General features: G+C 67.6%; 25 protein-coding genes. 8 read left to right on the top strand and 17 right to left on the bottom strand.

All coding sequences use genetic code 11. From position 1 onward, the window contains the following. Positions 1-58 precede the first annotated feature (58 nt). Positions 59-1081, bottom strand: a complete 1023-nt coding sequence (locus AC1DKV_RS05090) for a bile acid:sodium symporter family protein (RefSeq protein ID WP_441612706.1) — start codon at positions 1079-1081, stop codon at positions 59-61. Positions 1082-1176: 95 nt separating this feature from the next. Between AC1DKV_RS05090 and AC1DKV_RS05085 the strand changes: the two genes are divergently transcribed. After that, entirely contained in the window at positions 1177-2082 is a 906-nt protein-coding gene (locus AC1DKV_RS05085) for a LysR family transcriptional regulator (protein ID WP_441612705.1), read from the top strand. A gap of 22 nt (positions 2083-2104) precedes the next feature. Here AC1DKV_RS05085 and AC1DKV_RS05080 read toward each other — a convergent pair whose 3' ends face one another. Beyond that, positions 2105-2863: a class I SAM-dependent methyltransferase gene (locus AC1DKV_RS05080; protein ID WP_441612704.1), complete on the bottom strand. Its 759-nt coding sequence runs from the start codon at positions 2861-2863 to the stop codon at positions 2105-2107. A gap of 203 nt (positions 2864-3066) precedes the next feature. Here AC1DKV_RS05080 and AC1DKV_RS05075 point away from each other — a divergent pair, with 203 nt between their 5' ends. Beyond that, entirely contained in the window at positions 3067-3909 is an 843-nt protein-coding gene (locus AC1DKV_RS05075; protein WP_441612703.1) for a helix-turn-helix transcriptional regulator, read from the top strand. 2 nt (positions 3910-3911) lie between these two features. On the opposite strand, the gene AC1DKV_RS05070 is transcribed toward AC1DKV_RS05075, so the two are convergent. The 7 genes from AC1DKV_RS05070 to AC1DKV_RS05040 all read right to left on the bottom strand — a co-directional run bounded on the left by AC1DKV_RS05070 (position 3912) and on the right by AC1DKV_RS05040 (position 9312). Continuing rightward, positions 3912-4670, bottom strand: a complete 759-nt coding sequence (locus tag AC1DKV_RS05070; RefSeq protein WP_441612702.1) for a 3-hydroxyacyl-CoA dehydrogenase — start codon at positions 4668-4670, stop codon at positions 3912-3914. 213 nt (positions 4671-4883) lie between these two features. Then, complete coding sequence (gene adk, locus AC1DKV_RS05065) at positions 4884-5549, bottom strand: adenylate kinase (protein WP_441612701.1); 666 nt, start codon at positions 5547-5549, stop codon at positions 4884-4886. A 366-nt stretch (positions 5550-5915) separates the two neighbouring features. After that, a complete protein-coding gene (kdsB, locus tag AC1DKV_RS05060) occupies positions 5916-6725 on the bottom strand; it encodes a 3-deoxy-manno-octulosonate cytidylyltransferase (protein ID WP_441612700.1) in 810 nt (269 codons plus the stop codon). Between the two features lie 47 nt (positions 6726-6772). Next, positions 6773-6961, bottom strand: a complete 189-nt coding sequence (locus AC1DKV_RS05055; RefSeq protein WP_441612699.1) for a Trm112 family protein — start codon at positions 6959-6961, stop codon at positions 6773-6775. Then, entirely contained in the window at positions 6942-8051 is a 1110-nt protein-coding gene (lpxK, locus tag AC1DKV_RS05050; RefSeq protein ID WP_441612698.1) for a tetraacyldisaccharide 4'-kinase, read from the bottom strand. Before lpxK ends, AC1DKV_RS05055 begins: the two co-directional genes overlap by 20 nt. A gap of 195 nt (positions 8052-8246) precedes the next feature. Further along, positions 8247-8675 carry an ExbD/TolR family protein gene (locus AC1DKV_RS05045; RefSeq protein ID WP_441643356.1) on the bottom strand — a complete coding sequence of 143 codons (429 nt, stop codon included), beginning with the start codon at positions 8673-8675 and terminating at the stop codon, positions 8247-8249. 16 nt (positions 8676-8691) lie between these two features. After that, positions 8692-9312, bottom strand: a complete 621-nt coding sequence (locus tag AC1DKV_RS05040; protein WP_441612696.1) for a MotA/TolQ/ExbB proton channel family protein — start codon at positions 9310-9312, stop codon at positions 8692-8694. A gap of 1046 nt (positions 9313-10358) precedes the next feature. On the opposite strand from AC1DKV_RS05040, the gene xseA reads away from it, so the two are divergent. Beyond that, entirely contained in the window at positions 10359-11744 is a 1386-nt protein-coding gene (gene xseA / locus AC1DKV_RS05035) for an exodeoxyribonuclease VII large subunit (protein WP_441612695.1), read from the top strand. Between the two features lie 161 nt (positions 11745-11905). After that, positions 11906-12487: a superoxide dismutase [Fe] gene (gene sodB, locus AC1DKV_RS05030; RefSeq protein WP_441612694.1), complete on the top strand. Its 582-nt coding sequence runs from the start codon at positions 11906-11908 to the stop codon at positions 12485-12487. 174 nt (positions 12488-12661) lie between these two features. Here sodB and eno read toward each other — a convergent pair whose 3' ends face one another. The 6 genes from eno to AC1DKV_RS05000 all read right to left on the bottom strand — a co-directional run bounded on the left by eno (position 12662) and on the right by AC1DKV_RS05000 (position 20492). After that, on the bottom strand, positions 12662-14002 hold the full coding sequence (eno, locus tag AC1DKV_RS05025) for a phosphopyruvate hydratase (RefSeq protein WP_441612693.1): 1341 nt from the start codon (positions 14000-14002) through the stop codon (positions 12662-12664). A gap of 40 nt (positions 14003-14042) precedes the next feature. Next, on the bottom strand, positions 14043-15473 hold the full coding sequence (gene pyk / locus AC1DKV_RS05020; RefSeq protein ID WP_441612692.1) for a pyruvate kinase: 1431 nt from the start codon (positions 15471-15473) through the stop codon (positions 14043-14045). A 3-nt stretch (positions 15474-15476) separates the two neighbouring features. After that, positions 15477-16772 (bottom strand): glycerate kinase type-2 family protein, encoded by a 1296-nt coding sequence (locus AC1DKV_RS05015; protein ID WP_441612691.1) that lies wholly within the window; start codon positions 16770-16772, stop codon positions 15477-15479. An 87-nt stretch (positions 16773-16859) separates the two neighbouring features. After that, a complete protein-coding gene (locus tag AC1DKV_RS05010) occupies positions 16860-18218 on the bottom strand; it encodes a dicarboxylate/amino acid:cation symporter (protein WP_441612690.1) in 1359 nt (452 codons plus the stop codon). Positions 18219-18312: 94 nt separating this feature from the next. Beyond that, positions 18313-19281: a tripartite tricarboxylate transporter substrate binding protein gene (locus AC1DKV_RS05005; RefSeq protein ID WP_441612689.1), complete on the bottom strand. Its 969-nt coding sequence runs from the start codon at positions 19279-19281 to the stop codon at positions 18313-18315. Between the two features lie 134 nt (positions 19282-19415). Beyond that, the gene (locus tag AC1DKV_RS05000; protein WP_441612688.1) at positions 19416-20492 is read right to left on the bottom strand and encodes a tartrate dehydrogenase; all 1077 of its coding nucleotides are present in this window, start codon (positions 20490-20492) and stop codon (positions 19416-19418) included. 142 nt (positions 20493-20634) lie between these two features. Here AC1DKV_RS05000 and AC1DKV_RS04995 point away from each other — a divergent pair, with 142 nt between their 5' ends. After that, positions 20635-21558 carry a LysR family transcriptional regulator gene (locus AC1DKV_RS04995; protein WP_441612687.1) on the top strand — a complete coding sequence of 308 codons (924 nt, stop codon included), beginning with the start codon at positions 20635-20637 and terminating at the stop codon, positions 21556-21558. Positions 21559-21698: 140 nt separating this feature from the next. Here AC1DKV_RS04995 and AC1DKV_RS04990 read toward each other — a convergent pair whose 3' ends face one another. Together AC1DKV_RS04990 and AC1DKV_RS04985 are read right to left on the bottom strand one after the other, a co-directional pair. Next, positions 21699-22229, bottom strand: a complete 531-nt coding sequence (locus AC1DKV_RS04990; protein WP_441612686.1) for an isochorismatase family protein — start codon at positions 22227-22229, stop codon at positions 21699-21701. Between the two features lie 107 nt (positions 22230-22336). Next, complete coding sequence (locus AC1DKV_RS04985) at positions 22337-23254, bottom strand: LysR family transcriptional regulator (RefSeq protein ID WP_441612685.1); 918 nt, start codon at positions 23252-23254, stop codon at positions 22337-22339. Positions 23255-23423: 169 nt separating this feature from the next. Here AC1DKV_RS04985 and AC1DKV_RS04980 point away from each other — a divergent pair, with 169 nt between their 5' ends. The 3 genes from AC1DKV_RS04980 (at position 23424) to AC1DKV_RS04970 (ending at position 25676) form a co-directional block, all read left to right on the top strand. After that, positions 23424-24416, top strand: a complete 993-nt coding sequence (locus tag AC1DKV_RS04980; RefSeq protein WP_441612684.1) for an alpha/beta fold hydrolase — start codon at positions 23424-23426, stop codon at positions 24414-24416. 59 nt (positions 24417-24475) lie between these two features. Continuing rightward, a complete protein-coding gene (locus AC1DKV_RS04975; RefSeq protein WP_441612682.1) occupies positions 24476-25447 on the top strand; it encodes a glutathione S-transferase family protein in 972 nt (323 codons plus the stop codon). Between the two features lie 97 nt (positions 25448-25544). Beyond that, positions 25545-25676: a hypothetical protein gene (locus AC1DKV_RS04970; protein ID WP_441612681.1), complete on the top strand. Its 132-nt coding sequence runs from the start codon at positions 25545-25547 to the stop codon at positions 25674-25676. Positions 25677-25692 lie beyond the last annotated feature (16 nt).

Below are 25692 nucleotides of genomic sequence, written 5' to 3'. Positions count from 1 at the left end.
GCGCGAAGACTCTTGTGCGCGAAGACTCTTGTGCGCGAAGACTCTTGTGCGCGAAGACTTACGCGCGTGCGGTGGCGCCATCGGGGAGCGCGTCGCGGTTGGCGTAGCGCGAGGCGATCACCGAGCAGACGATCAGCTGCAACTGGTGGTAGACCATCAGCGGCAGCACCAGCAGGCCCAGCGCCGGATGGCCGGCGAACAGGATCTTGGCCATCGGGATGCCGTTGGCCAGGCTCTTCTTGGAGCCGCAGAACACCGCGGTGATCTCGTCTTCCACCGAGAAGCCCAGGCGGCGCGCGGTGAAGGTGGTGGTGGCCAGGATCACCAGCAGCAGCACGGCGGCCAGGACCATCACCGCGCCGATGGTTTCCCAGTTGTACTTGCGCCACAGGCCGGCGGCGGTGGCGTCGCAGAACGAGGAATAGACGATCAGCACGATCACGCCGCGGTCGATCTTGTTGGTGACCTGCTTCTTCTTGGCCAGCCAGCTGGCGATCAGCGGGCGGGCCGCCTGGCCCAGTGCGAACGGCAGCAGCAGTTGCAGCGCCACGCCCATCAGCGCCTTGCCCAGCGGCATGGAGGCGCCGCTGGCGCTGATCACCAGGCCCATCAGCAGCGGGGTGGCGGCCATGCCGATCAGGCCGGAGATGGTGGCGTTGAAAATGGCGCCGGGCACGTTGCCGCGCGCCATCGATGTCATCGCCACCGAGGACGATACCGTCGACGGCAGCGCGCACAGGTAGAACACGCCCAGCAGCAGCTCGGCGGGCAGCATATGGCGCAGGCCGAACATCAGCGCCAGCCCGACCACCGGGAAGACGATATAGGTGAAGGTCTGCACGAACGCATGCAGGCGCCAGTGACGCGCGCCGGCCACCAGCTTGTCGCGCGACAGCGCCGCGCCGTGCAGGAAGAACACCAGCGCCACGCCCAGATTGGTGACAAGGCCCAGGTGCAGCGGACCGTCGCCGGTGCCGAGCTGGGGCGCCAGCAGCGCGATGCCGATGGCGGTGAGCATGATCAGGACGAAACCGTCGATCAGGTCGTAGATTTTCTTGAAGGGTGAGAGGATGGCGGACATGACAGCAGTGTTGGATAAGGGTTTCGCCTAGTATTGGACGCCACCGCAGCCTAGAATGCAAATTCATTTATCGCATTCATTGATCTCATAAACGCATGAATTACACATTGCGCCAGTTGCGGGTGTTCCTCGCCGTGGTCGGGCACGGCAGCTTCAGCCGTGCCGCTGATGCCGTGGGGCTGACCCAGCCCGCCGTCAGCCGGGGCGTGGCTGAGCTGGAAGAAGCACTTGGCGTGCGCTTGCTCGACCGGACCACGCGCGAAGTGGTGGTGACCGAGGCGGGCCAGGCGCTGGCGCCGGCCATCGAGCGCCTGCTAGGCCAGCTCGACGACACACTGGAAGAAACACGCCAGCTGGGGGAGCGCTATCGCGGGCGGGTCGTGATTGCCAGCGCACCCACGATCTCGGCGCGCCTGATGCCGCTTTACGTCTCCGCCTGCGCGCGCCAGTACCCGGACATCCGCCTGAGCGTGCGCGATAACGTGCAGGCCGACGGGCTCGAGCAGATCCGTGCCGGCGCGGTGGATTTCGGCGTGCTGATCGACCCGCTGGCGCGCGAGGGGCTGACCATCGCGCCGCTGGCCACCGACCCGTTCTGCTTCGTCTGCCGGCGCGACCATCCGCTGGCCAGCGCGGAGTCGGTGCCCTGGAGCGCGCTGGACGGCATGCCGCTGGTCCTGCTGGATTTCGCCTCGGGCAGCCGGCCGCTGATCGACCGCATCTTCGCCAGCCACGGCGTGGCGCCGAGCGTGGTGCAGGAGCTGGGGCATTCGGCCAGCGTGTTCGGCATGGTCGAGGCCGGCATCGGCGCCTCGGTGCTGCCGTCGTTCTCGCTGCCGCTGCCGGCGGCGTCGCCGCTGGTGTGGCGCCCGCTCACGCCGCGCGAGGAGCGGCGCATCGTCATGGTGTGCCGCGAGGACCGCTCGCTGTCGCCCTCCGCGGCGGCGGTCTGGCAGATGGTGCAGAGCCTGCCGCTGCCGGCCGAGCCCGCCATGCCGTAGGCTGGTTGGGCCCGGCCGGCGTTCAGGCGCGCGTCGCCGTCACCATCACGGCCTCCAGCGCAAAACTGCCGTCAGCCTGCACAAGATAGTGGTCGCGGACTTCCGCCGGCGCCAGCTGCCACAGGTGCCGGATGGCCGCCACCGCCACCTCGGGCGTGCGCATGCGCTGCACCCAGCTGGCGAATTCCAGTTCGATCCGCCACACCGGCGACACGCTGGCCGCGAAGCCGGCGGTCGCCAGCATCGCCAGCCAGGCGCGGCCGGTGTAGTCGCGGATATGGGAAGGATCGCGCAACAGTTCCACCGACTGCAGCCAGGTGTCGAGCAAGGGATCCTCGGCGCCGGCGATATCGATCAGCACGACCCTGCCGCCGGGCTTGAGCACCCGGTGCATCTCGGCCAGCGCCGCCGGCACGTCGCGCCAGTGGTGGGCGCTCATGCGCGAGATCACGGCGTCGAAGCTGGCATCCTCGAACGGCAGCGATTCCGCCGCACCCTGGCGCGTGACGATATTGCCCAGGCCCTTGTCGCGCGCGGCGGCTTCCACCACCGCCAGCATCTCGGCCGAGAGATCGTAAGCCGTCACTTCGGCGGCGGCGCCCGCCGCGGCAAAGCTGGCGTGGCCGGCGCCACAACCCAGGTCGAGCACGCGCGCCGCGGGGATGTCCGCCAGCGCCCGCGCCAGCTGCTGCAGGTCCGCGCCCTGGGCGTGGACCGCGCTGGTGAGGTAGGCGCTGGCGGTCGCGCCGAACTGGGCGGCGACAAGGTCTTGTTGTTGCATGGGGTTCTCCTGGCGGCGCTGGCCGCTGGTGGGTTCTGGTGACCGGGGACCGGGAATCTGGAGGCCACCCGGCGGGACTTGCCCTTCAGGTGGCTTCGACGTACTGTAGCAGGCTGTTTTCCCGGTACAAGTCACCGATTTATCCTGGTATAAAACGCACCAGCTTCTACTGGATACCGACCAGGGCCTGCCCCGACGACCTGATGAACGACACCACGCCACTTGCAGAAGCCGCTGCCCCGAATGACGCCGCCAGTGAGCGCGAGCTAACCCGCGAAGCCGTGCTCGGGCGTTTCCTGCGTGCGCACCGCGAGCGGCTGGCACCGTCCGAAGTCGGCCTGGCCCCGGGCCGGCGGCGGCGCACGCCGGGCTTGCGCAGGGAAGAGCTGGCGCAACTGGCGGGGCTGAGCGCCACCTGGGTGACATGGCTGGAGCAGGGGCGCCCGGTAGCGCTGTCCGCGCGTGCGCTGGACGGCCTGGCGGGCGCGCTGCGGCTGTCGCGTGCCGAACGTGCCTATCTGTTCGAGCTGGCCGGCCGCCGCGACCCGATGCAGGCACAGGACACGCACGTGCCGGCGACCGTGATGGCGAGCGTGGAAGCGATCAGCGGCCCGGCCTACCTGCTGGACCGGCAGTGGAACGCACTGGTGTGGAATGCCGCGGCGGCGGACCTGTTCGTGGGATGGCTGGACGACGCCAGCAGTGAGCGCAACCTGTTGCGCAGCATGTTCCTGTCGCCGGGGCTGCAGGCGCTGGTGGAAGACTGGCCGCACCGGGCGGCCCGGCTGGTGGCGGAATTCCGCGCCCACAGCATCCGCCATGCCGAAGATCCACCCACGCGGGCGCTGGTCGAGGGCCTGCTGGCCGAAAGCCCGGCCTTTCGCGCGGACTGGGTCTCGCAGGATGTGGAGGAGCGGCAGGGCGGCCGCCGCGGTTTCCTCCATCCGCGGCGCGGCTTGCTGCATTTCGAGCAGCTCACGCTGGTGCCGGCCGCCGCGCCGGGATTGACGCTAGTGATGCTGATGCCGGCGCACAGCGCCGGCTGAACTTACTTCGGCTGCATGCGGATGGCGCCGTCGAGCCGGATCACCTCGCCGTTGAGCATGGTGTTGCCGAGGATGGCGCCGACCATCTTGGCGTACTCGGCCGGGCGGCCCAGGCGCGGCGGGAACGGTACCATCTTGCCGAGCGCGTCCTGCACTTCCTGCGGCATGCCCAGCAGCATCGGCGTCTCGAAGAGGCCGGGCGCGATGGTCATGCAGCGCACGCCGTCGCGCGACAGGTCGCGCGCGATGGCCAGGGTCATGGCCACCACGCCGCCCTTGGAGGCGGCGTAGGCGGCCTGGCCGATCTGGCCGTCGAAGGCCGCCACCGAGGCGGTATTGACGATCACGCCGCGCTCGCCTTCGGCGTCGGGCGTGTTCTGCACCATGGCCGCGGCAGCCAGCCGGATCATGTTGAAGGTGCCGATCAGGTTGACGCGGATGGTCTTGTCGAAGGCGTCGAGCGGGTGGGGGCCGTTCTTGCCGACCGTCTTGTTGGCGGTGGCGATGCCGGCGCAGTTGACCAGCCCGGCCAGGCGGCCGAGCGCGGTGGCGGCGGCCACCACGGCCTGTCCATCGGCCTCGCTGGTGACGTCGCAGCGCACGAAGCGCCCGCCAAGCTCGGTGGCCAGCGCCGCGCCGGCGGCTTCGTTGAGGTCGGCGATCACGACCTTGCCGCCGGCCGCGGCCAGCATGCGGGCGCTGCCTTCGCCCAGGCCCGACGCGCCGCCGGTGACGATGAATACGTTGTCGCGGATTTCCATGCCTGTCTCTCTCCTTCGATCTCGGGGTTCGGAATTTGCAATGCCGTTGGATCGGCATGTTGGCATAACGTTTACGTAAACGTCAATCGAGAGTCAGCGATGGTCGTCCCGCCGGCATCGCCGGCATCGCCCGCACGCCGGCGCCGCAAATGAAAAAGGCAGCCCGAAGGCTGCCTTTTCCCGGTGGCGCGGCGCGGGCGCCGCTGCTGCCGCTTACTTCAGTGCGTCGAACACGCGCGCGGTGATGTCGTCCACGCTGCCCACGCCCGCGATCTTGCGATACTGCGGCGGCGCGACCTTGGCGGTGCCATCGCCCTCGGCGGCCCACTTGGAGTAGTAGTCCACCAGCGGACGGGTCTGCTGCGAGTAGACGTCCAGGCGTTTCTTGACGGTCTCTTCCTTGTCGTCGTCGCGCTGGATCAGCGGCTCGCCGGTGACATCGTCGAGGCCTTCGGCCTTGGGCGGGTTGTACTTGACGTGATAGGTACGGCCCGAGGCTACGTGTGCCCGGCGGCCGCTCATGCGCTCGATGATGGCGTCGAACGGCACGTCGATCTCCAGCACGTAGTCGATCGCCACGCCCGCTTCCTTCATGGCTTCGGCCTGGGGAATGGTGCGCGGGAAACCGTCGAACAGGTAGCCACCCTTGCAGTCGGCCGCCTGCAGGCGATCCCTGACCAGGCCGATGATGATGTCGTCAGACACCAGGCCACCTGCGTCCATCACCTTCTTGGCTGCCACGCCGAGCGGCGTGCCTGCCTTCACCGCCGCGCGCAGCATGTCGCCGGTGGAGATTTGCGGGATGCCGAACTTCTCGCAGATGAACTGGGCTTGCGTGCCTTTGCCGGCGCCGGGCGCGCCCAACAGGATCAAACGCATTTACGGGTCCTCAGAGTTTTGAATCTGGTAAGGCGGGGGATAGAAGGAGGGTAACGCCGAAACTTGACGCGAGGCTTACCGCGCCGCAAGTGCGGCACGCCTCGGATCGGAGTCTGGTCTGTTGACGGCCGGTACGCTGTTGGCCGCTACCGATGGCGGCGGACGGGTACCGGACGGGCTCGCTCTTTCATCTCCCACCGAGCCTTGGCCGGGCGCCTGGCGCCCGACGGCTCTGTATCGTCGAGCATTATGCCATGAGGCGGCGCGAAAACGGCCTGCAGCCGTGGTGAGAACTGTCATGACACTTGTGCCGGTGATGCCGTGCCGGTATCGGCGGCGGGCGGTCCGGCCCGCTCGGATGTGACTTCAGGGACCTTCCTGCGCCATCGACTGTGCCCACAGCGCGCGCACGCGCTCCAGGTCGGCCTGCGTATCGACACCCGGCGCGGGCGCGGCGGCGGTCTGCAGCACGCCGATGCGCTCGCCATGCCACATCGCGCGCAGCTGCTCGAGCGCCTCGGCCTGTTCCAGCGGCGCCGCCGCCAGCGTGGGGAAGCGCCGCAGGAAGCCGGCGCGGTAGGCGTACAGGCCGATGTGACGCAGCACCGGCATGCCCGGCAGCGCCACCTGGGCCGTGGCGGCGGCCTGCGCGGGGACACCGGCCCAGGCATCGCGCGCCCAGGGAATCGGCGCCCGCGAGAAATACAGCGCGCGTCCGGCGGCGTCGCACACCACCTTCACCACATTGGGATTGAAGACTTCGGCAATCTCGCCGATCGGATGGGCGGCGGTGGCGATGGCGCAATCGGCATGGTGCGCCAGGTGCAGCGCCACTTCGTCGATCAGGCCCGGCTCGATCAGCGGCTCGTCGCCTTGCACGTTGACCACGATGGCGTCATCGGCCAGGCCCAGCAGCGTGGCCACTTCGGCCAGGCGGTCGGTGCCGGACGGATGGTCGGAGCGTGTCAGCAAGGCCTCGATGCCATGCGCGGCGCAGGCGGCCGCCACTTCAGGCGCATCGGTGGCCACCACCGTACGCGCGGCGGAGCTCGCGTGGGCGCGTTCGGCCACGCGTACGATCATGGGCCTGCCGCCGATATCGGCCAGCGGCTTGTTGGGCAGCCGGGTCGAGGCCAGGCGGGCCGGAATGACGACAGTGAAGGCGGGCAGGGACATGGCGCGTGCTTGGCGTGCTTGGATGGCGTTCGATGGGCGTTCGATGCTTATTCGGGCGAGACCAGCCGGCCCGGCACGGTCTGGCGGGCCTCGTCGGCCAGCATCACGGGAATGCCGTCGCGGATCGGGTAGGCCAGCTTGTCGACCTGGCAGATCAGCTCCTGGGCGGCGCGGTCGTGTTCCAGCTTGCTCTTGCAGAGCGGGCAGACCAGGATTTCAAGCAGCCGGTTGTCCATCTCGTGTTTCCTTGGTGTGGCCTGCGGCGGCCGCTGCACCTGCCGCGCCGGAGGCGGACTGGGCATGCGCGGCGACAGCGCGGCGAATTTTGTCGATCAGGCCCGCGTCGATCACGGGCGTGGTGGGAACGACCCAGATCCGCGGATCGAGCGGGTCGCTGAGGCGCTCGCATTTTACGGCATCCTTCTCCGTGATCAGGATGGCGTCAGCCGCGCGCGCGACGGGATCGTCGGCGAAAGGGTCCTCGGCGAAGTCGTAATGGTCCGGCAGCGGCATGGTGTCCGGCTGCAGGCCGGCCGCGCGCAGGCTGGCGAAGAAGCGCTCCGGGTTGCCGATGCCGGCCGCGGCCAGCACGCGCTGCCCGGCGAACGCGGACAGCGGACGCGCCATGGTCGGGTCGGCCAGCTGCCAGGCTTCGTCCAGCTCCAGGCGCATGCCGTAGACCTCTGGCCGGGCCGGGCTGGCACGGAATTCCGGGTCATTGATCAGGGTGGCGTCGCGACGGCGCGACAGCGGCTCGCGCAGCGGGCCCGCCGGCAACAGGAAGCCGTTGCCGCCCATGCGCGCGTCGAACATCACGATCTCGAAGTCGCGCTGCAGCCGGTAGTGCTGCAGGCCGTCGTCGAGCAGCAGCACATTGACGCCGGGATGGGACACCAGCATGGTCTGGGCGCATAGCGCGCGGTCCGGGAAGACCCATACCGGCACATCGGCGGCGCGCGCGATCAGCAGCGGCTCGTCGCCGACGTCCTTGGCCTGCGAGGTCGGCTTGACCCGGCGCGGATGCCTGAGCTTGACGCCGTAGCCGCGCGAGACCACGCCCGGGCGCAGGCCGGCCTCAGCCAGCGCATGGGCCAGGGCGATCACGGCGGGGGTCTTGCCGGTGCCGCCCACCGTGACATTGCCGACCACCACCACCGGCATGGGCAGTCGCGTGGAGCGGTACCAGCCGCGCCGGTAGGCCAGGCGGCGCCAGCCGCTGACCAGGCCGAACACCCACGACAGGGGCAGCATCAGCCAGGCGAACCAGCCACGGCGCTGCCACTGGGCGGTCACGAAGTCGGCTAGGGCGTGGCGGGGAGCGGGCATGTGGCGTCGGGAAAGGACGGGCGGTAACGGTGAAAGGGGGGGCGCGAAAGAGAGCGCGGCATAACGCGGCACTCCGGGCGGGCCGCGGCGCGCAGCGTGTCGCGCCCGGCTTATCCAACCATTATGGGCACCTTGAGGCGCCCACGGCAAGGCCGGGGTTTGCCGGCCTTCGCGCAGCGCCGGCCCGGCGCCGGCTCAGCGCGCCTGCGAACTCTGCGTGGCGAAGGTCAGGCGCGACAGGCCGGCCAGGCGCGCGGCTTCCATGACATTGATCACCGACTGGTGGCTGGCCTGCGCGTCGGCATTGACGATCAGCACGGGCGGCTGGCCGCTGCCGGTACCTGCCACCTCGCGCAGGCGCGCGGCGAGGCTGGTCACGTCCTGCTGGTCCATGACCTGCTTGTTGATGGCGTAGACGCCCTTGGCCGATACCGTCACCACGATCTCGCCCGGGCGCTGCTGGGCCTTCTCGGCATCCGCGGTGGGCAACTGGACCTGGAGTTCGGTGTAGCGCGAATAGGTGGTCGTGATCATCAGGAAGATCAGGATCACGAGCAGGACGTCGATCAGCGGGATCAGGTTGATCTCGGGTTCTTCGCGCCTCTGGCGGGAACGGAAGTGCATGGCGGTCAGTAGCGCATTAGGCCCGGCGCTGCGGCAGGATGGCATCCAGGAACGCCGTGGCGCGGAATTCCAGCTCGGCCACGTAGTCGTCCACGCGGCGGCGGAAATAGCGCCAGAAGATCAGCGCGGGAATCGCGATGATCAGGCCGAAGGCGGTGTTGTAGAGCGCCACCGAGATGCCGTGCGCGAGCTGTTCTGGGCTGGCGCCGGAGCCGCCCTGGCTGCCAAAGATCTCGATCATGCCGATCACGGTGCCCAGCAGGCCCATCAGCGGCGCCACCGAGGCGATGGTGCCGAGCGCATTCAGGTAGCGCTCCAGCTCGTGCGCTACCGCGCGGCCGGCTTCTTCCACCACTTCCTTGGCAGCGTCGCGCGAGGTATGGGGCTGCAGCACGACGTGGCGCAGGCCCGCCGCCAGCACGCGGCCCAGTGGCGAATTCTGTTCGAGCGTGCTTACCACCTCGGGCGTGGCGCGGCGCTGGTGCGCCACCGTCAGCGCCTCCTCATACAGCCTGGGCGGCAGCACCTTGCTGCGCTTGAGGCTGAGGAACCGTTCGACGACCAGCGCCAGGGCGATGACCGAGGCGATCAACAAGGGCCAGATCGGCCAGCCGGCCGCTTGAATGATGGAAAACACGTGGAACCCCGAAATTCGACGGCTTGTTTGCAGGCCAGCCGCTGCAGCCGTACGCGCGCTGGCTCTGTTGGAAAAAATCAGGCGCCACTCTAACCCGCGGCGGCGTGGCGCGGCAAGACGCTGGACCGTGGTGTATCGGCGGCGCATCGCCGCAGCCTGGCGTCGCCCGGCGGGATGTCCACATCCAGGCGGGACAGTGCTGTGGATGGATTGTGGACAGCTGCCTGACAAGCCTGTCAGGTTATTGATTCAAAAGGAAAAATCCCTGGCAGCCTAAAAAACAGGCAGCCAGGTTGTGATGCGGACCTCCTTCCACGAGATGGAAACCGGCGGCGGTGGGGTTTACGGATGTCCACATAAAAGCAGGACAGGATTGTGGACCGGTTGTGGACAGCTGCCTGGAAACGACCCTAAGTCATTGAATGGAAAACCTATTTTATGTGCTGCTCAAATAATGTGCAGTGGGGGCCAGACAGGGCGGATAAGGGTCGTCGCGGGCACGAATCGCAAAAAAATCACCCATGTCTCTCATTTTCCACATTCGGCCGGGACAGGCTTGTGGACGGGTTGTGGAAAACTGGCTGGAAAACAGGATAAGTCATTGATTACAAATAAAACTAACTTTCCTGATTAAAAATTGGGCAGGGGGCGAAAAGCCTGCGGTTTCGTGACAGATTCGTGTCGGGCGACGTTTGTGATGCCGGGAGCCTTTTCCACGGCGACGCGACTGCTTTTCCGGATTGCCCACAGGCGCGTGGCCCCCGGCGGCAAAGTAATCCACAGGCAGGAGCCACACATTCAGGTTGTCCAGAGTTCCTGTGGATAACTTTGTGAACAAGCCGGGGGTGCAGCCGGTAAGTCGTTGACGCATAAGGGGTTTGCTTACATTGCCTAAAAAATAAGACGGAAGAAACCACATAAGAATCAAAGGCTTGTGTCAAGTCATGCGGCTTTGCGGGTCGCAGGGCCTCCTTGCACCAAGAGGCTTGACAGACCGGTTATGCTGTGGACATGTCAATTCCACGCCGCTTGCGCGGCCGCGCCGCATGCCCGAACCGCTGAACTTTTCGCGTGAATCACAGCCCATGGCACCCGGTGGCGGGCGCGAAGCCATTCCCGTCGGCGAGCTCAACCATGCCATCGCGCAGGTGCTCGAGCGCAACTTTCCGCTGACCTGGGTAAGGGGCGAAATCTCCAATTTCACGCGTGCTGCGAGCGGGCACTGGTACTTTTCGCTCAAGGACGCGCGCGCCCAGATCCGCTGCGTGATGTTCCGGGGGCGCAATCAGCATGTGGACTTTGCGCCGCGCGAAGGCGAGGCGGTGGAAGTGCGCGCGCTGGTGTCGATGTACGAGGCACGCGGCGAACTCCAGCTCGGCGTGGAGGCCATGCGCCGCGCCGGCATCGGCAATCTGTACGAAGCGTTCCTGCGCCTGAAGGAAAAGCTCTCGCAGGCCGGGCTGTTCGCGCCGGAACGCAAGCGTGCCGTGCCCGCCCACCCGCGCACCATCGGCGTGGTCACTTCGCTGCAGGCGGCGGCACTGCGCGACGTGCTCAGCACGTTGCGCCGGCGCGCGCCGCACGTGCCGGTGGTGGTCTATCCGGTGCCGGTGCAAGGCGCGGGCGCCGCCGACAAGATCGCCTCGATGATCGATCTGGCCAGCGCGCGCAATGAGTGCGATGTGCTGATCCTGTGCCGTGGCGGCGGCAGCATCGAAGACCTGTGGTCGTTCAACGAGGAAAGCGTGGCGCAGGCCATCGCGCGCTGCGCCGTGCCGCTGGTGTCGGGTGTCGGCCATGAGACCGATTTCACCATTGCCGATTTCGTGGCCGATGTGCGCGCCCCCACCCCCACCGGTGCCGCCGAGCTGGTCAGCCCGGACCGGGCCCACATGCTGATGCAGGCCATGCGCGCACGCCACGCACTGGCCCAGTGCATGCAGCGCCAGCTCGACCGCCGCGCCCAGAACCTGGACTGGCTGGCGCGCCGCCTGCGCAGCCCCCAGGCGCAACTGCAGGAGCGCCGCTCGCAGGTCGACAACCTCATGCGGCACCTGCGCAGTGCGCTGCGCGATACCGTGGCTGCCCAGCGTCACCGGCAGCAGGTGCTGGCCATGCGCTGGGCCGCCGGTCGCCCCGATCTGGCGCTGGCCCAGGCGGAGCTGCGCCGTGCCGCGCTGCGCATGCGCGACGCCACCCAGCGCCAGCACGAGCGCGCCGGCCAACGCTGGCAGCGCGCCGCCGGCGCGCTGGAGCTGCTGGCGCCGCAACGCACGCTGGAACGCGGCTACGCCGTGCTCATCGACCAGCGCGGGCGCGCGCTGCGCTCACCGTCCGAGCTGCGCGCCGGCAGCACCATCGAAGTCCACCTGGCCGAGGGCGTGGCCGACGCCGCCATCGCCAGCGTGCAGCCGCGGCTGGCAGATCTGTAGGCGCGCCGCGGGCGTCGGCGAGGCACCGACAGCAAGCGCATATCGATGAACCTAATATGATCGAGGGGGCTTTGTTTTCCGCGTTTGCGCGGGTCTGGCAAGTCCCCTACAATCGACAATTCCTGAGAATTACTGATCTTCAACCCCACAGAGACAGAACAATGGAACATACTCTCCCCCCGCTGCCCTACGCGCATGATGCGCTCGCTCCGCACATCTCCAAGGAGACCCTGGAGTTCCACCATGACAAGCACCACCAGACCTACGTCACCAACCTGAACAACCTGATCAAGGGCACCGAGTTCGAGAACTCGTCCCTCGAGGAAATCGTCAAGAAGTCCTCCGGCGGCATCTTCAACAACGCCGCGCAGGTGTGGAACCACACCTTCTACTGGGACTCGCTCAAGCCCAACGGCGGCGGCCAGCCGACCGGCGCACTGGCCGATGCCATCAACGCCAAGTTCGGCTCGTTCGACAAGTTCAAGGAAGAGTTCACCAAGACCGCAGTCGGCACCTTCGGTTCGGGCTGGGCCTGGCTGGTGAAGAAGGCCGACGGTTCGCTGGACCTGGTCTCGACCTCCAACGCTGCCACGCCGCTGACCACCGACGCCAAGCCGCTGCTGACCTGCGACGTGTGGGAACACGCTTACTACATCGACTACCGCAATGCCCGTCCGAAGTACGTCGAGGCATTCTGGAACGTCGTGAACTGGGACTTCGCCGGCCAGAATTTCGCTGGCTGAGCGCGCGTTTGCGCGTGACTGCGGTGCGACAAGGCAATCCGGCAAGCGGCGAGACCGTTTGCCAGAAGCCGGACTAGACGGCGCGCCGCAGTCTGAAGCCTGGCGCAGGTAGTACAAGGAAGAGGGCCCTCCATTGCGAGGGCCTTCTTTTTGCCCGCCGTCGACGATGGCCGGCTACGGCCTCCCGGCGGCCCGCTGCTGCGGCCTGGCGGCGGCAGCGCTCGCGCAGGCCGCGCTGACTGTGCTGAATGCGTTCCGTCCCGCGTAGCTCGCCAGCTCGCCGAGCTCCGCCTCGATGCGCAGAATCCGGTTGTACTTCGCCACCCGGTCCGACCGGCAGAGCGAGCCGGTCTTGATCTGCGTTGCCGACGTTCCCACGGCAATGTCGGCAATGGTGGTGTCTTCCGTTTCCCCCGAGCGGTGGGATACCACCGCCGTGTATCCGGCTGCCGTCGCCATCGAGATCGCCGCGAGCGTTTCGGTCAGCGTGCCAATCTGATTGGGCTTGATCAGGATGGAGTTGGCAATGCCCTCGCGGATCCCGCGCTCCAGGGTAGCGGTGCTGGTGACGAACAGGTCGTCGCCCACCAGTTGCAGGCGCTGGCCCAGCGCCTGCGTCAGCAGCTTCCAGCCGGCCCAATCGTCCTCGGCCATACCGTCTTCGATGGTGACGATGGGATAGGCCTTCGCCAGCGAGCCCAGGTAGTCGCAAAAGCCCGCCGCGTCGAAATGCTTGCCTTCGGATGCCAGGCTGTAGACGCCATTCTCGTACAGCTCCGAACTGGCCACATCCAGGCCGAGCACGATATCCGTTCCCGCGCGATAGCCGGCGAGATCGATGGCGGCGAGGATGGCCTCGAGCGCGGCTTCGTTCGATGGCAGGTCCGGCGCGAATCCGCCTTCGTCGCCCACTGCCGTGGCAAGCCCGCGCTTGCGCAGCACGCTTTTGAGCGCGTGGAATACTTCGGCCCCCCACTGCACGGCCTGTGCGAACGAGACGGCACCTACCGGCAGGATCATGAACTCCTGGATGTCGACGTTGTTGTCGGCATGGGCGCCGCCGTTGATGACGTTCATCATCGGCACCGGCAGGACAAAGCGTGCCGGGTTGCCGAAGCGCCGGTACTGCGGCACGCCCTCGGACGCCGCCGCGGCGCGCGCGGTGGCCAGCGACACGGCGAGCAGCGCGTTGGCGCCCAGCCGCGATTTGGCCGGCGTGTCGTCGGCCTGCAGCAGCAGGCCGTCCACCGCGGACTGGTCGGCGGCGTCGCACCCGACCAGCATGGCGCTCAGTTCGTGGTTGACGTGCGCCACGGCGCGCAGCACGCCCTTGCCGCCGTAGCGGGCCGGGTCATTGTCGCGCAGCTCCAGCGCTTCGCGGCTGCCGGTGGATGCGCCGGAAGGGGAGGCGGCGTAGCCGCAAGCGCCGTCGGACAGCGTGACCTCTGCGGCCACGGTGGGGTTGCCGCGGGAGTCGAGAACCTCGAAGCCGCGGATCGAACGAATAGCAGTCATGGTGTCGCCCTTGTTTCAGTGAAGTCGTTGACGGTGCCAGTCAGGCGGCGGGCTGGCCGACCGTGGCGATGCGCAGCAGGTTGGTGGTGCCGGGCGTGCCGAACGGCATGCCGGCCGAGATCACGATCACCTGACCGGGCTTTGCAAAGCCCTCCTGCTCCGCGGTGTCGCACGCATAGGTGGTCATCTCCGTGACGCTCTCCACCTCGTGGATCACCACCGCATGCACGCCCCACACCAGCGCCATGGCGCGCGCGGCATGCAGGCTCGGCGTCATGCCGATGATGGGCGCTTCGGGCCGCTCGCGCGACATGCGCATCGCGGAGTATCCCGAACTGGTGTACGCCACGGTGGTGGCCACGTGCAGGAGCCCCGCCACGCGCCGCATGGCGCTGCCGATGGCATTGGCGATATCCGGCGTCGGCGGCGTCTGCGAGGCCTCCATGAACTCCCGGTAGTAGGGGTCGGCCTCGGTCTGCACGATGATGCTGTTCATCATCTGCACGGCTTCCACCGGATACCTGCCTGAGGCCGATTCGGCGGACAGCATCACCGCGTCGGCGCCGTCGTAGATGGCGGTTGCCACATCGGAGGCCTCGGCGCGGGTGGGCACCGGCGAGCTCACCATCGACTCCAGCATCTGCGTGGCCACGATGACGGGCTTGCCGGCGCGGCGGCAAGCCTGCACGATGCGCTTCTGGATCGCCGGCACCTGCTCGGCGGGCAGTTCCACGCCGAGATCGCCGCGCGCCACCATCACCGCATCGGTCTCGGCCACGATCGCCTGCAGCTCGGCGATGGCAGCGGGCTTCTCCAGCTTGGCGACGATGCCGGCGCGTCCCCCGACGATCTGCTTGATCTCGCGGATATCCTCCGCGCGCTGGACGAAGGACAAGGCGATCCAGTCCACGCCCAGCGACAGCCCGTAGTCCAGGTCTTCCCTGTCCTTGGCCGTCAGCGCCGACAGCGGCAGCACCACGCCGGGCACGTTGACGCCCTTGCGATCGGATAGCAGGCCGCCGTCGATCACCTCGGTCTGCGCGAAATCGGGGCCAAAGGCCTTGACGCGCAGGCGCAGCTTGCCGTCGTCGAGCAGGAGGTCGGTGTCGGCCTGCAGCGCGGCGAAGATCTCGGGATGCGGCAGGGCCACGCGGGTGGCGTCGCCGGGACGGTCCCGGTCCATGTCGAGCCGGAACGACTGACCCGCCACCAGCGTCACCGGGCCATCGCCGAATTGCCCCACGCGCAGCTTCGGGCCCTGCAGGTCGAGCAGCACGCCGATCGGCCGGCCCAGCTCCGTCTCAAGGTCGCGGATCAGCGCGAGCCTCGCCTTGTGGTCGGCGTGCGTGCCGTGGCTGAAGTTCAGCCGGAACACATCGGCACCGGCCTGGAACAGGCGGCGCAGCGTGGCGGCATCGCTGCTCGCGGGGCCGATGGTGGCGACAATCTTGGCATTGCGGGTACGGCGCATGATCTAGCATCCTTTCCCGGCCGCTGCGCAGATCAGCAGGGCACGGAAGTCGTTGACGTTGGTAAGCGTGGGGCCCGTGACGATGGCGTCGCCCAGGGACCCGAAGAGGGTGTGTCCGTCGTTGTTGGCAAGATAGGCGCGCGGCGCCATGCCGCTGGCCCAGGCCCGCGCGAGCGTGGTGGGATCGGCGTAGGCCCCGGCGATTTCCTCGATGCCATCCACGCCGTCGGTATCGGCGGCCAGCGCATGCACGCCGGCGTGACCGTCGAGCGCAATCGCCAGGGACAGCAGGAACTCCACATTGCGCCCGCCGCGGCCACTGCCCTTGACCGTGACGGTGGTCTCGCCGCCAGACAGCAGCACGCAGGGAAGCTCGAACGGGGGCGTGCCGTGCGCGGCCTGGAAGGCGATGCCGGCCATCACCTTGCCGACATCGGCCGCCTCGCCTTCGATGCGGTCGCCCAGCACATAGGGCTGGATGCCGGCTGCCTGCGCGGCCCGCGCGGCGGCCGCCAGGGATCTCGCGGGCGTGGCGATGGTGCGCACCGCGCTGCGTGCCAGGCGCGCATCGCCCGGCTTGATGGATTCTCCGGCACCGGACACCAGCAGCCGTTGCGCACCCGCCGGCAACGCAATGCGGTAGCGCTGCACGATCTCCAGCGCATCCTGGCAGGTGGTGGCGTCGCCAACGGTGGGGCCGGAGGCGATATTCACGGGATCGTCGCCAGGCACGTCCGAGATCAGCAACGTGACCACGCGCGCCGGATGGCACGCCGCCGCCAGCCGGCCGCCCTTGATGGCGGAGAGGTGCCGGCGCACGCAATTCATCTCGGAGATGGTGGCGCCGCTGGCCAGCAGCGCCTGGCTGACCGCGCGCTTGTCCGCCAGGCTCATGCCGGGCGGCGGCAGGCTGAGCAGCGATGAGCCGCCGCCCGAGATCAGGCAGATGACCAGGTCGTCGGCGCACAGTCCCGCGACCAGTTCCAGCATGCGTGCCGCCGCGCGCTCGCCGGCGGCATCGGGCACGGGATGCGCCGCCTCCACGACCTCGATGCGCGAGGTGGGCACGGCATGGCCGTAGCGTGTCACGACCAGCCCGCTCAGCGGGCCCGGCCAGGCCTGCTCCAGCGCATGCGCCATGCTCGCGGCAGCCTTGCCGGCACCGACCACCAGGGTGCGGCCGGCCGGTGGCTCGGGCAGCGCGCGCGCCAGGCAGTCGCGCGGATCCGCCGCGGACACGGCTGCCCGAAACAGCGACTCGAGAAATGCGCGGGGATTTTCGATGGTGGGAGAGGTCACGATGAGCTACCTGTTTCTCATGTAGTTGTGCTGCTCTTGCGCTGCCGTTGTGCTGCCGTTGTGCTGCCGTTGCGCAGAGGGCGAAGACTAGGCGCTCTTGCGTGCGCCGGCGGCAAAGCCCGGCTGCAAGGGCCGCTCGGGCAGCACTTGCGCGACCTCGTCCTCATAGAGCTGTTCGAGGTTCTCGGGGTCGACCTCGCCGTCGAGCACGCGCCTGACGCGATCCTCGTCGAGCGCCCCCACCCACTTGGCGATTGCCATGGTGGCGACGGCGTTGCCGATGGTGTTGGTGATGGCCCGTGCCTCGGACATGAAGCGGTCCACGCCAAGCAGCAGCACCATGCCGGCCACCGGGATCTTGCCCAGCGAAGCGAGCGTTGCCGCCAGGGTGATGAAGCCCGAGCCGGTGATGCCGGCAGAGCCCTTCGAGGTCAGCAGCAGCACGCCCAGCACCACGAACTGGTCTGTCAGGGTCAGCGGTGTATTGGTTGCCTGGGCGATGAAGATGGCAGCCATGGTGTAGTAGATGCATTGGCCGTCGGGATTGAAGGTAAGGCCGGCAGGCACCACCAGGCCGACGACCGGCTTCGAGACGCCTGCGTTCTCGAGCTTGCGCATCAACTGGGGAATCACCGACTCCGACGAACTGGTGCCCAGCACGGTGAGGATCTCGTCCTTGATGTACTTCAGGAACTTGAGCAGGCTGAAGCCGCAGGCGCGGCAGATGGTGCCCAGCACCACCAGCACGAACAGCGCGCAGGTGCCATACATGGTGGCCACCAGCTTGCCGAGCGACGCGATGGAGCCGAAGCCGTATTTGCCCACCGTGAACGACATGGCGCCGAACGCGGCAACCGGCGCGAAGCGCATGATCATGCCAACCACTGCGAACATGGCATTGGCGAACGAATCCAGCGCTGCCACGAACGGCTTGCCGCGCTCGCCCAGGTGCGCCAGTGCCACGCCCATGAAGACCGAGAACACCAGGATCTGCAGAATGTCGTTCTTGGCCAGCGCGTCGGCGATGCTCAGGGGCACCAGGTTGAGCAGGAAGTCCATCACGCCTTCGTGCTTCACCTGCGCGGTATAGGCGGCAATGCTCTTGGTATCGAGCGTCGCGGGATCGACATTCATGCCGTGCCCCGGCTGCACCACGTTGACGACAATGACGCCGAGCAGCAGCGCAAACGTGGACAGCACCTCGAAGTACAGCATGGCACGCCAGCCCACGCGGCCGAGGTCCTTCATGCTTTCCATCTTGGCGATGCCAAGCACGACGGTGGCAAAGATGATCGGCGCGAACACCATCTTGATCAGACGGATGAAGATGTCGCCGAGCGGCTTGAGCTCGCTGCCGACCTGCGGCAGGAAGACGCCGAGCAGGATGCCTGTCGCCACCGCGATCAGCACCTGGACATACAGTGAGCCAATGAGTCGCCTTTTCATGATGTCTCCTGCGGCGACGCACTTGCTGCAGACGCCAGTTTTGCCTTTGTCAACCGGATGCGGCCACCGTCTCGGCGGTGGCCGTGATTGCCGCTCAATCCATGCTTACCTGCGCGTCCTTGACGAGCTTGCCGAAGCGGGTGACTTCTTCCCTGATCTGCGCCGTCATCTGGGGCGGGGTGTTGCCCACCGGCTCGGCGCCGATGGCTGCGAGCTGCTGCCTGACATCGGGACGGGCCAGCGCCTTGATGATCTCCGCGCTGAGGCGGTTGACGATCTCGGGCGGCGTGCCGGCGGGCGCCAGGATGCCGAACCAGGAGGCGATGTCGAAGCCGGGCAGGCCGGCTTCGGCCAGCGTGGGCACATCCGGCAGCGCCGATGAGCGCCTGGCCGTGGCAACGGCCAGCGGCTTGAGCTTGCCCGCCTTGATGTAGGGCAAGGCCGAAGACATCGTGTCGAACATCATCGAAACCTGCCCGCCCATCAGGTCGGTGATGGCCGGCGCGCTGCCCTTGTACGGAACGTGGACGATGCTGGTGCCGGTCTGCGCCTTGAATTGCTCGCCGATCAGGTGGTGGGCCGTGCCGTTGCCATTCGAGGCATAGGTGAGCTTGCCCGGGTTTGCCTTGGCATAGGCCACCAGTTCCTGCACGTTCCTGGCGGGAAACCCCGGGCTGACCACCAGCACGTTGGGCACGATGGCCACCACCGAGATCGGGGTCAGGTCTTTCTGGAAATCGTAGGAGAGCTTTTTGTAGACGTTGGGCGCGATGGTGTGGTGTACCGCGCCCATCAGCAGCGTGTAGCCATCCGCCGGCGACTTGGCGACGGCGTCCGCGCCGATGGTGGCGCCGGCGCCCGGGCGGTTCTCGATGACCACGGGCTGGCCGAGTGCCTGGGTAAGCCGCTGGCCCACGGCGCGGGCAAGCACGTCGGTGGTGCCGCCCGGCGGGAACGGCACCACGAGGCGGATCGGCTTGGTGGGATAGGTCTGCGCGAGCGCGGTGCCGGCGGCGAGCGCGAGTGCGAACGCGGTCACCGCAGTCCGGATGGCGGATTGCATGCTTGTCTCCTGTCTTGGTATCTTTGCCGGCCCATCGCGGGCCGGCCCGGTGCGGGGCACCTGTACCGGTGCTGTCCCGCCTGCCTCGGGGGCTGCGCGGCGAACCGCGCCTTGCCTTCGTCCTGCCGTATGGCTCAGGCTGCTTGCCTGACCTGGCTTGCCAGCACCTTGCAGACCGCATCGGTGACCGACGCAGTGGTGGCATTGCCGCCCAGGTCGGGCGTGAACACGCCATCCGCCGTGATCTGCTCGATGGCGGCCATCAGCCGGTCGGCCGCGGCCTTCTCGCCGAGGTGCTCCAGCATCATGGCGGCGGTCCAGAAGGTGGCGATGGGATTGGCCACCCCCTTGCCGGTGATGTCGAAGGCCGAACCGTGGATGGGTTCGAACATCGACGGGAACACGCGCTCCGGATTCAGGTTGGCGGTCGGGGCGATACCCAGGCTGCCGGACAAGGCGGCGGCCAGGTCGGAGAGAATGTCGGCGTGCAGGTTGGTGGCAACCACCACGTCGAGCGTATGGGGCTTGAGCACCATGCGCGTGGTGACGGCGTCGACCAGTTCGCGGTCGGTCTTGACGTCCGGATAGTCCTTGGCGACTTCGTAGAAGATCTCGTCCCACATCACCATGCCGAAGCGCTGCGCGTTCGACTTGGTCACCAGGGTCAGGTGCTTGCGAGGACGCTTGCGCGCCAGCTCGAAGGCAAAGCGGTGGATGCGCTCGACGCCGGCGCGGGTGAACACGGCCGTTTCCGTGCCGGTTTCGATCGGCAGGCCGCGGTGGGTACGGCCGCCGTTGCCCGCGTACTCGCCCTCCGAGTTCTCGCGGATGATGACCCAGTCAATGTCCTTGCCGTTGGCCAGCGGGCTCTTGACGCCCGGCAGCACGCGCGCCGGGCGCACGTTGGCGTACTGGTCGAAGCCCTGCGCGATCGGTAGCCGCAGGCCCCACAGCGATACGTGGTCGGGCACGTTGAGCGCACCGACGGCGCCGAAGAAAATCGCGTCGAACTGTTTCAGGCGCTCCAGCCCGCCCTCGGGGATGTAGTGGCCCTGCTCCAGGTAGTAGTCCGAGCTCCAGGGGAAATGCTCTACGCTCAGCTTGAAGCCGCCGTCCTGGGCCGCCAGGGCATCCAGCACCTGCAGGCCGGCAGAGATGACTTCCGGGCCGATGCCATCACCGGGGATGGCTGCAATCTTGTATTCGCGCATGGCGATGCTCCTCTCGTTGGTTTCACACTGCGAAGGCCTTTCAACCGGCATGGTGTCGTTGCCTTGCGTGACCTAACTATCGGTGAAAACTGGAGGAGTAAAATGAACTGGAATTCAAACTAATATTAACTTGAGGTTGAAAATGGGCCAGCCTTCCGAACTTGCCTTCTTCGCCGGCCTGGTCAAGGCCGGGAGCCTCTCGGCGGCGGCTCGCGAGCAGGATGTCACGCCGGCGGCGGTCAGCAAACGGCTGGCCCAGCTGGAGAGCCGGCTTGGCGTGCGCCTCTTGAACCGCACGACGAGGCGCATCGGCCTGACGGCGGAAGGCGAGGTTTATCTCGAGCACGCGCGCCGGCTGCTGGCCGAGATCGAAGACCTCGACCAGCTGATCTCCAGCAGCCATGTATCGCCGCGCGGGACATTGCGCGTCAATGCACCGCTGGGCTTCGGACGGACCTATATCGCTCCCGCCATCTCGGCCTTCGTCAAGCAGCACCGGCAGATGGAAGTCCAGCTTCATCTCACGGACAGGCCCATGAACCTGGGGGACGAAGGTTTCGACGTGGGGATCCGCTTCGGCGAGATCCCGGATACCCGCCTGATGGCGCGCAAGATTGCCGACAACCGCCGGCTCGTCTGTGCCGCGCCCTCGTACCTGAAGGCGCACGGCATTCCTGCCACGCCGCAGGATCTGTCGCAGCACCAGTGCATCGTGCTGCGGCAGAACGAATCGGCCTATGGCATCTGGCGCTTCACCAGGGGCAAGAAGACCGAAAGCGTCAAGGTGCGAGGCGCGCTGAGCAGCAATGACGGCGAAGTGACGCTCACCTGGGGCCTGGACGGCCAGGGCATCCTGCAGCGCGCCGAATGGGACCTTGCCAAATACCTGCGCAGCGGACGCCTGGTCTTGCTGCTCGAAGACTACGCACTGCCGCCGGCGGATATCTTCGCGGTCTTTCCCGAGCGGCTGAACCTGTCCGCCAAGGTGCGGGCGTTCCTGGATTTCCTGGTCGCCCACTTCGAGGGAAAACTGCTGAAGGCGCGCGGGGCGGGGTCGCCCTGGTAAGGGAAGACCAGGGGCATGGGACAGAAGAATATCGCCTTGAGCCGGCGCGGCCGCACACCCGCGACCGCGGCCGCTCAGCGGTGCCGGCGGGGCCGCCAGGGTTGTGCAGCCAGCCGGGCCGCCCGGGTGACGATCGGGCCCTACTTGATCAGCGCCAGCACGTCGCGGAAGCGCGGATGCCGGCTGGTGCGCAACCATTCGAAGCCCACCATCTCCACCGTCACGGCACTCGCGCCTGCCTCGCGCAGGCGTTCGACGGCGGCACGGTGGCTGGCTTGCTGGCGCGAGCCGCTTGCGTCGATCACAAGGTTGACGTCGTAGCCGTGCCGCAGCAGGCCCATGGCAGTCTGCAGCACGCACACATGGGCTTCGCAGCCTGCCACTACCAGCGTCTTGCGCCCGGCGGGCAGGGCCTCGACCAGGCCGCCTTCGCAGGCATCGAAATGGTCCTTGGCGATGGTCCGGTCGCATAGCTGCCGGATCTCGGGGAGATTCTCGCCGAGGCTCGCCGGACTTTGCTCGGTGCCGATCACGGGCACGCCAAGGATGCGCGCGATGCTGGCGAGCCGCACGCTTTCCCTGACCACGCGCTCGGCCTGGTGGATCGCCGGCATCAGCCGCGCCTGCAGGTCCACCAGGACCAGTACGGAACCTTCCGCATTCAATAGCACATCGGTCTCCATCGGTAAGCCTCCCGGGGGCGCGGGTGGCACGCCCGCCTCCCAATTTAAGCGCTGTCCAGGCCAGTTTCAAGCAGGCGACGGCAGCCGCGCGGCCATCAGGCGAACATGTCGATGCCTTGCACCAGGCGCCTGGCCAGCCGCGGCTGGCGGAACTGGTCGAGCCACCATTGCAGCGCGCGGCCTTCGTGGTCGCCGCGCCAGGCCACATAGAGCGTATTCGGCTCGCGCGGATCGGCGGTGCGCTTCTCGACCAGTTCACCGCGCTTGAGCAGCGACGCCACCCGGTGGCGCGGCAGCCAGCCCACGCCAAGCCCCTCGCGCTGCGCCAGGATCTTGGCGCGCATGCTCGGCACGGCCAGCGAAGCCTGTCCGCCAACCAGCCCGTAGGCGCGCCCGGCCGAGGCGCGCGATGAATCCGCCACCACCACCGCGCGGTGCGCGGAAACCAGATCGCGCGTGAGCGGGCCTGCCACGCTGGCCAGCGGGTGGCGCGGCGCGACGGCGAACACCCATTCCACCACGCCCAGCTCGAACCAGCGCAGGCCGGGAATGGCGGGCGGCTCGTTGGTTGCGCCCACGATCACATCGGCGCGGCCATCGCGCAGGGCTTCCCAGGTGCCGCTCAGCACTTCGTGCGTCAGGCGGATCGCCACGCCCGACTTGAGGGCGTCGAAGCCGCGGATCACCGGCATCAGCGATTCGAACTCCATGACCTCGTCGGTGACGATCCACAGGCGGTCTTCCCAGCCGCTGGCGACCTGCCGCACGCGCTGCGTCATGCGCGACACATCCTGCATCAGCCGCGCCGCCTCGTCGGCCAGCAAATGTCCAGCGGGGGTCAGCTGCAGGCGGTAGCGCCGGCGGTCGAACAGCAGCGCGTCGAAGCGGCCCTCCAGCTGCCGCGCGGCATGCGAGACCGTGGAGGGTGCCTTGCCCAGGCGCGCGGCCGCGCGCGAGAGGCTGCCGCTGGCGCGGATGGCCTCGAGCAGGGCCAGTTCATCTTCCGACAACATGTTCAACTCCGTCGAACGAGTTCATCGGGGAAATCGTACGGCAAAAGCGCGGCGGGGGTGCAATATTCCCCTCACATTGATGCACTGTCTTTCCCTGAAACCCTTTGTCTAGTGCGCCGTCGGCCAGGAAACGAGTTCCGGCCAAGGCACCGTACCGCGGAGAAAAATCATGGCCCTGTTCCACCGCCTGGCGCGATATGCCGGCGCCGCCGCGTTTGCCCTCGCCACGCTGGCGCCGCTCGCCACCCAGGCGCACGCCGCCCAGGGCGCCGGCGACACCTCCGCCGCCTCCGCCGCCATCCGGCAGCATGACGTCACCGCCAACGGCGTTTCGCTGCACTACATGCAGGCCGGCAGCGGCGACGGCACGCCGGTGATACTGCTGCACGGCTACGCGGAGACCAGTCATATGTGGCTGCCGCTGATGTCGCGGCTGGCCGGCAAGCGCGTCGTCATCGCGCCCGACCTGCGCGGCGCGGGCGCGTCCGGCATCACGCCGGCGGGCTATGAGAAGAAGGCGCTGGCGCAGGATATCCATGCCCTGGTGCAGGCGCTCGGCTACCGCAAGGTCAATGTCATCGGCCACGATATCGGCCTGATGGTGGCCTACGCCTATGCTGCGCAATACCCCGGCGAAGTCGAGAGCGTGACGCTGATGGATGCCTTCCTGCCCGGCGTGGGCGACTGGCAGAAGGTCTGGCTGCTGCGCGACAAATGGCACTTCAACTTCTACGGCGACACGCCCGAGAAGCTGGTGCAAGGCCGCGAGCGTATCTACTTCGAACATTTCTGGAACGATTTCGCGGCCGATCCGGCGCGTGCGATGTCGGAAGCCGACCGCCAGCGCTATGCCGCCGCCTTCGCGCGTCCTGGCCGGATGCGCGCCGGCTTCGAGTTCTTCCGTGCCTTCCCGCAGGATGCGAAGGACTTCGCCGAACTCGCCCGGCGACCGCTGCCAATGCCCATGCTGGTGCTGGCCGGCGAGAAGGCCTCGGGCAATTTCCTGATCGACCAGGCGCGGCTGGTGGCCACCAATGTGCAGGGCGTGATCGTCAAGGGCTCTGGCCACTGGCTGATGGAAGAGGCGCCCGGCCAGACCATTCCGGCCATCGTCGACTTCATCAACGCACAGGCAGGGAATCAAGCCTCGTCAGCGCAATAATGCAACAAGGCAACAACGCGGCGATGCCTGTGCGCGGCGCCGCACCGAAGGAGTAAGACATGGGACTGCTCGTCAACGGCAAGTGGGAAGACCGCTGGTACGACACCAAATCCACGGGCGGCCGCTTCGTCCGCAAGGACGCCGCCTTCCGCAACTGGGTGACGGCCGACGGCGCCGCGGGCCCCAGCGGCCGCGGCGGCTTCAAGGCGGAAGCCGGCCGCTATCATCTGTACGTGAGCCTGGCCTGCCCGTGGGCGCACCGCACGCTGATCCTGCGTGCGCTCAAGGGGCTGGAAGACATGGTCAGCGTCTCCACGGTGCACTGGCTGATGCGCAACGAGGGCTGGACCTTCGCGCCGGGCCCGGGCGTGGTGCCGGACAGCGTCAACGACGCGCGCCTGCTGCATGAGGTCTATACCGCCGCCGACCCGGGCCACACGGGCCGCGTCACCGTGCCGGTGCTGTGGGACAAGCGGCAGGGAACCATTGTCAGCAATGAGTCCTCCGAGATCATCCGCATGTTCAACACGGCGTTCGACGGCATCGGCGCACGTGCCGGCGACTACTACCCGGCGGCGCTGCGCGCCGGCATCGACGAAGTCAACGCCCGGGTCTACGACACCGTCAACAACGGCGTCTACAAGTCCGGCTTCGCCACCACGCAGCAAGCATACGAAGAGGCCGTGGCGCCGTTGTTCGACACGCTCGACTGGCTCGAAGCCCGCCTCGCGGACCGCCGCTTCCTCATGGGCGACCAGCTCACCGAGGCCGACATCCGCCTGTTCACCACGCTGGTGCGCTTCGACGCGGTCTATGTGGGGCACTTCAAGTGCAACCTGCGCCGTATCGCGGACTACCCGAACCTGTCGGCCTACACGCGCGATATCTACCAGCTGCCCGGCGTCGCGCCGACCGTGAATATCGAGCACATCAAGCGGCACTACTACGAGAGTCATCTCTCGATCAATCCGAGCGGCGTGGTGCCCGCCGGCCCGGTGCTGGACTTCACTTCGCCGCCAGCACGCGCCTGACCGCAGGAAAACCCGCGTCCGCCCGGCCCGGACGCGAGCCGGCCAGGCAATTCCGCCTTGGCCGTGGATCGTCTCGCCCATCCTCCAGGAAAACATCATGCTCAAGTTCTACGACGTGGAGTTCGTCTGGGCGGACCAGCAGATCTCGGCGCAGTTGCGCTCGACCATGCTGCGCGATCCCGAGGGCAACCTCGTCCATATCTTCGGCCCGGGCGCGACGAAGGGCTGAGCGGCGCGCGGCAGAT

The organism is Cupriavidus sp. 05T41 (assembly GCF_056396525.1).
This window is presented reverse-complemented; position numbering and strand designations above follow the sequence as displayed.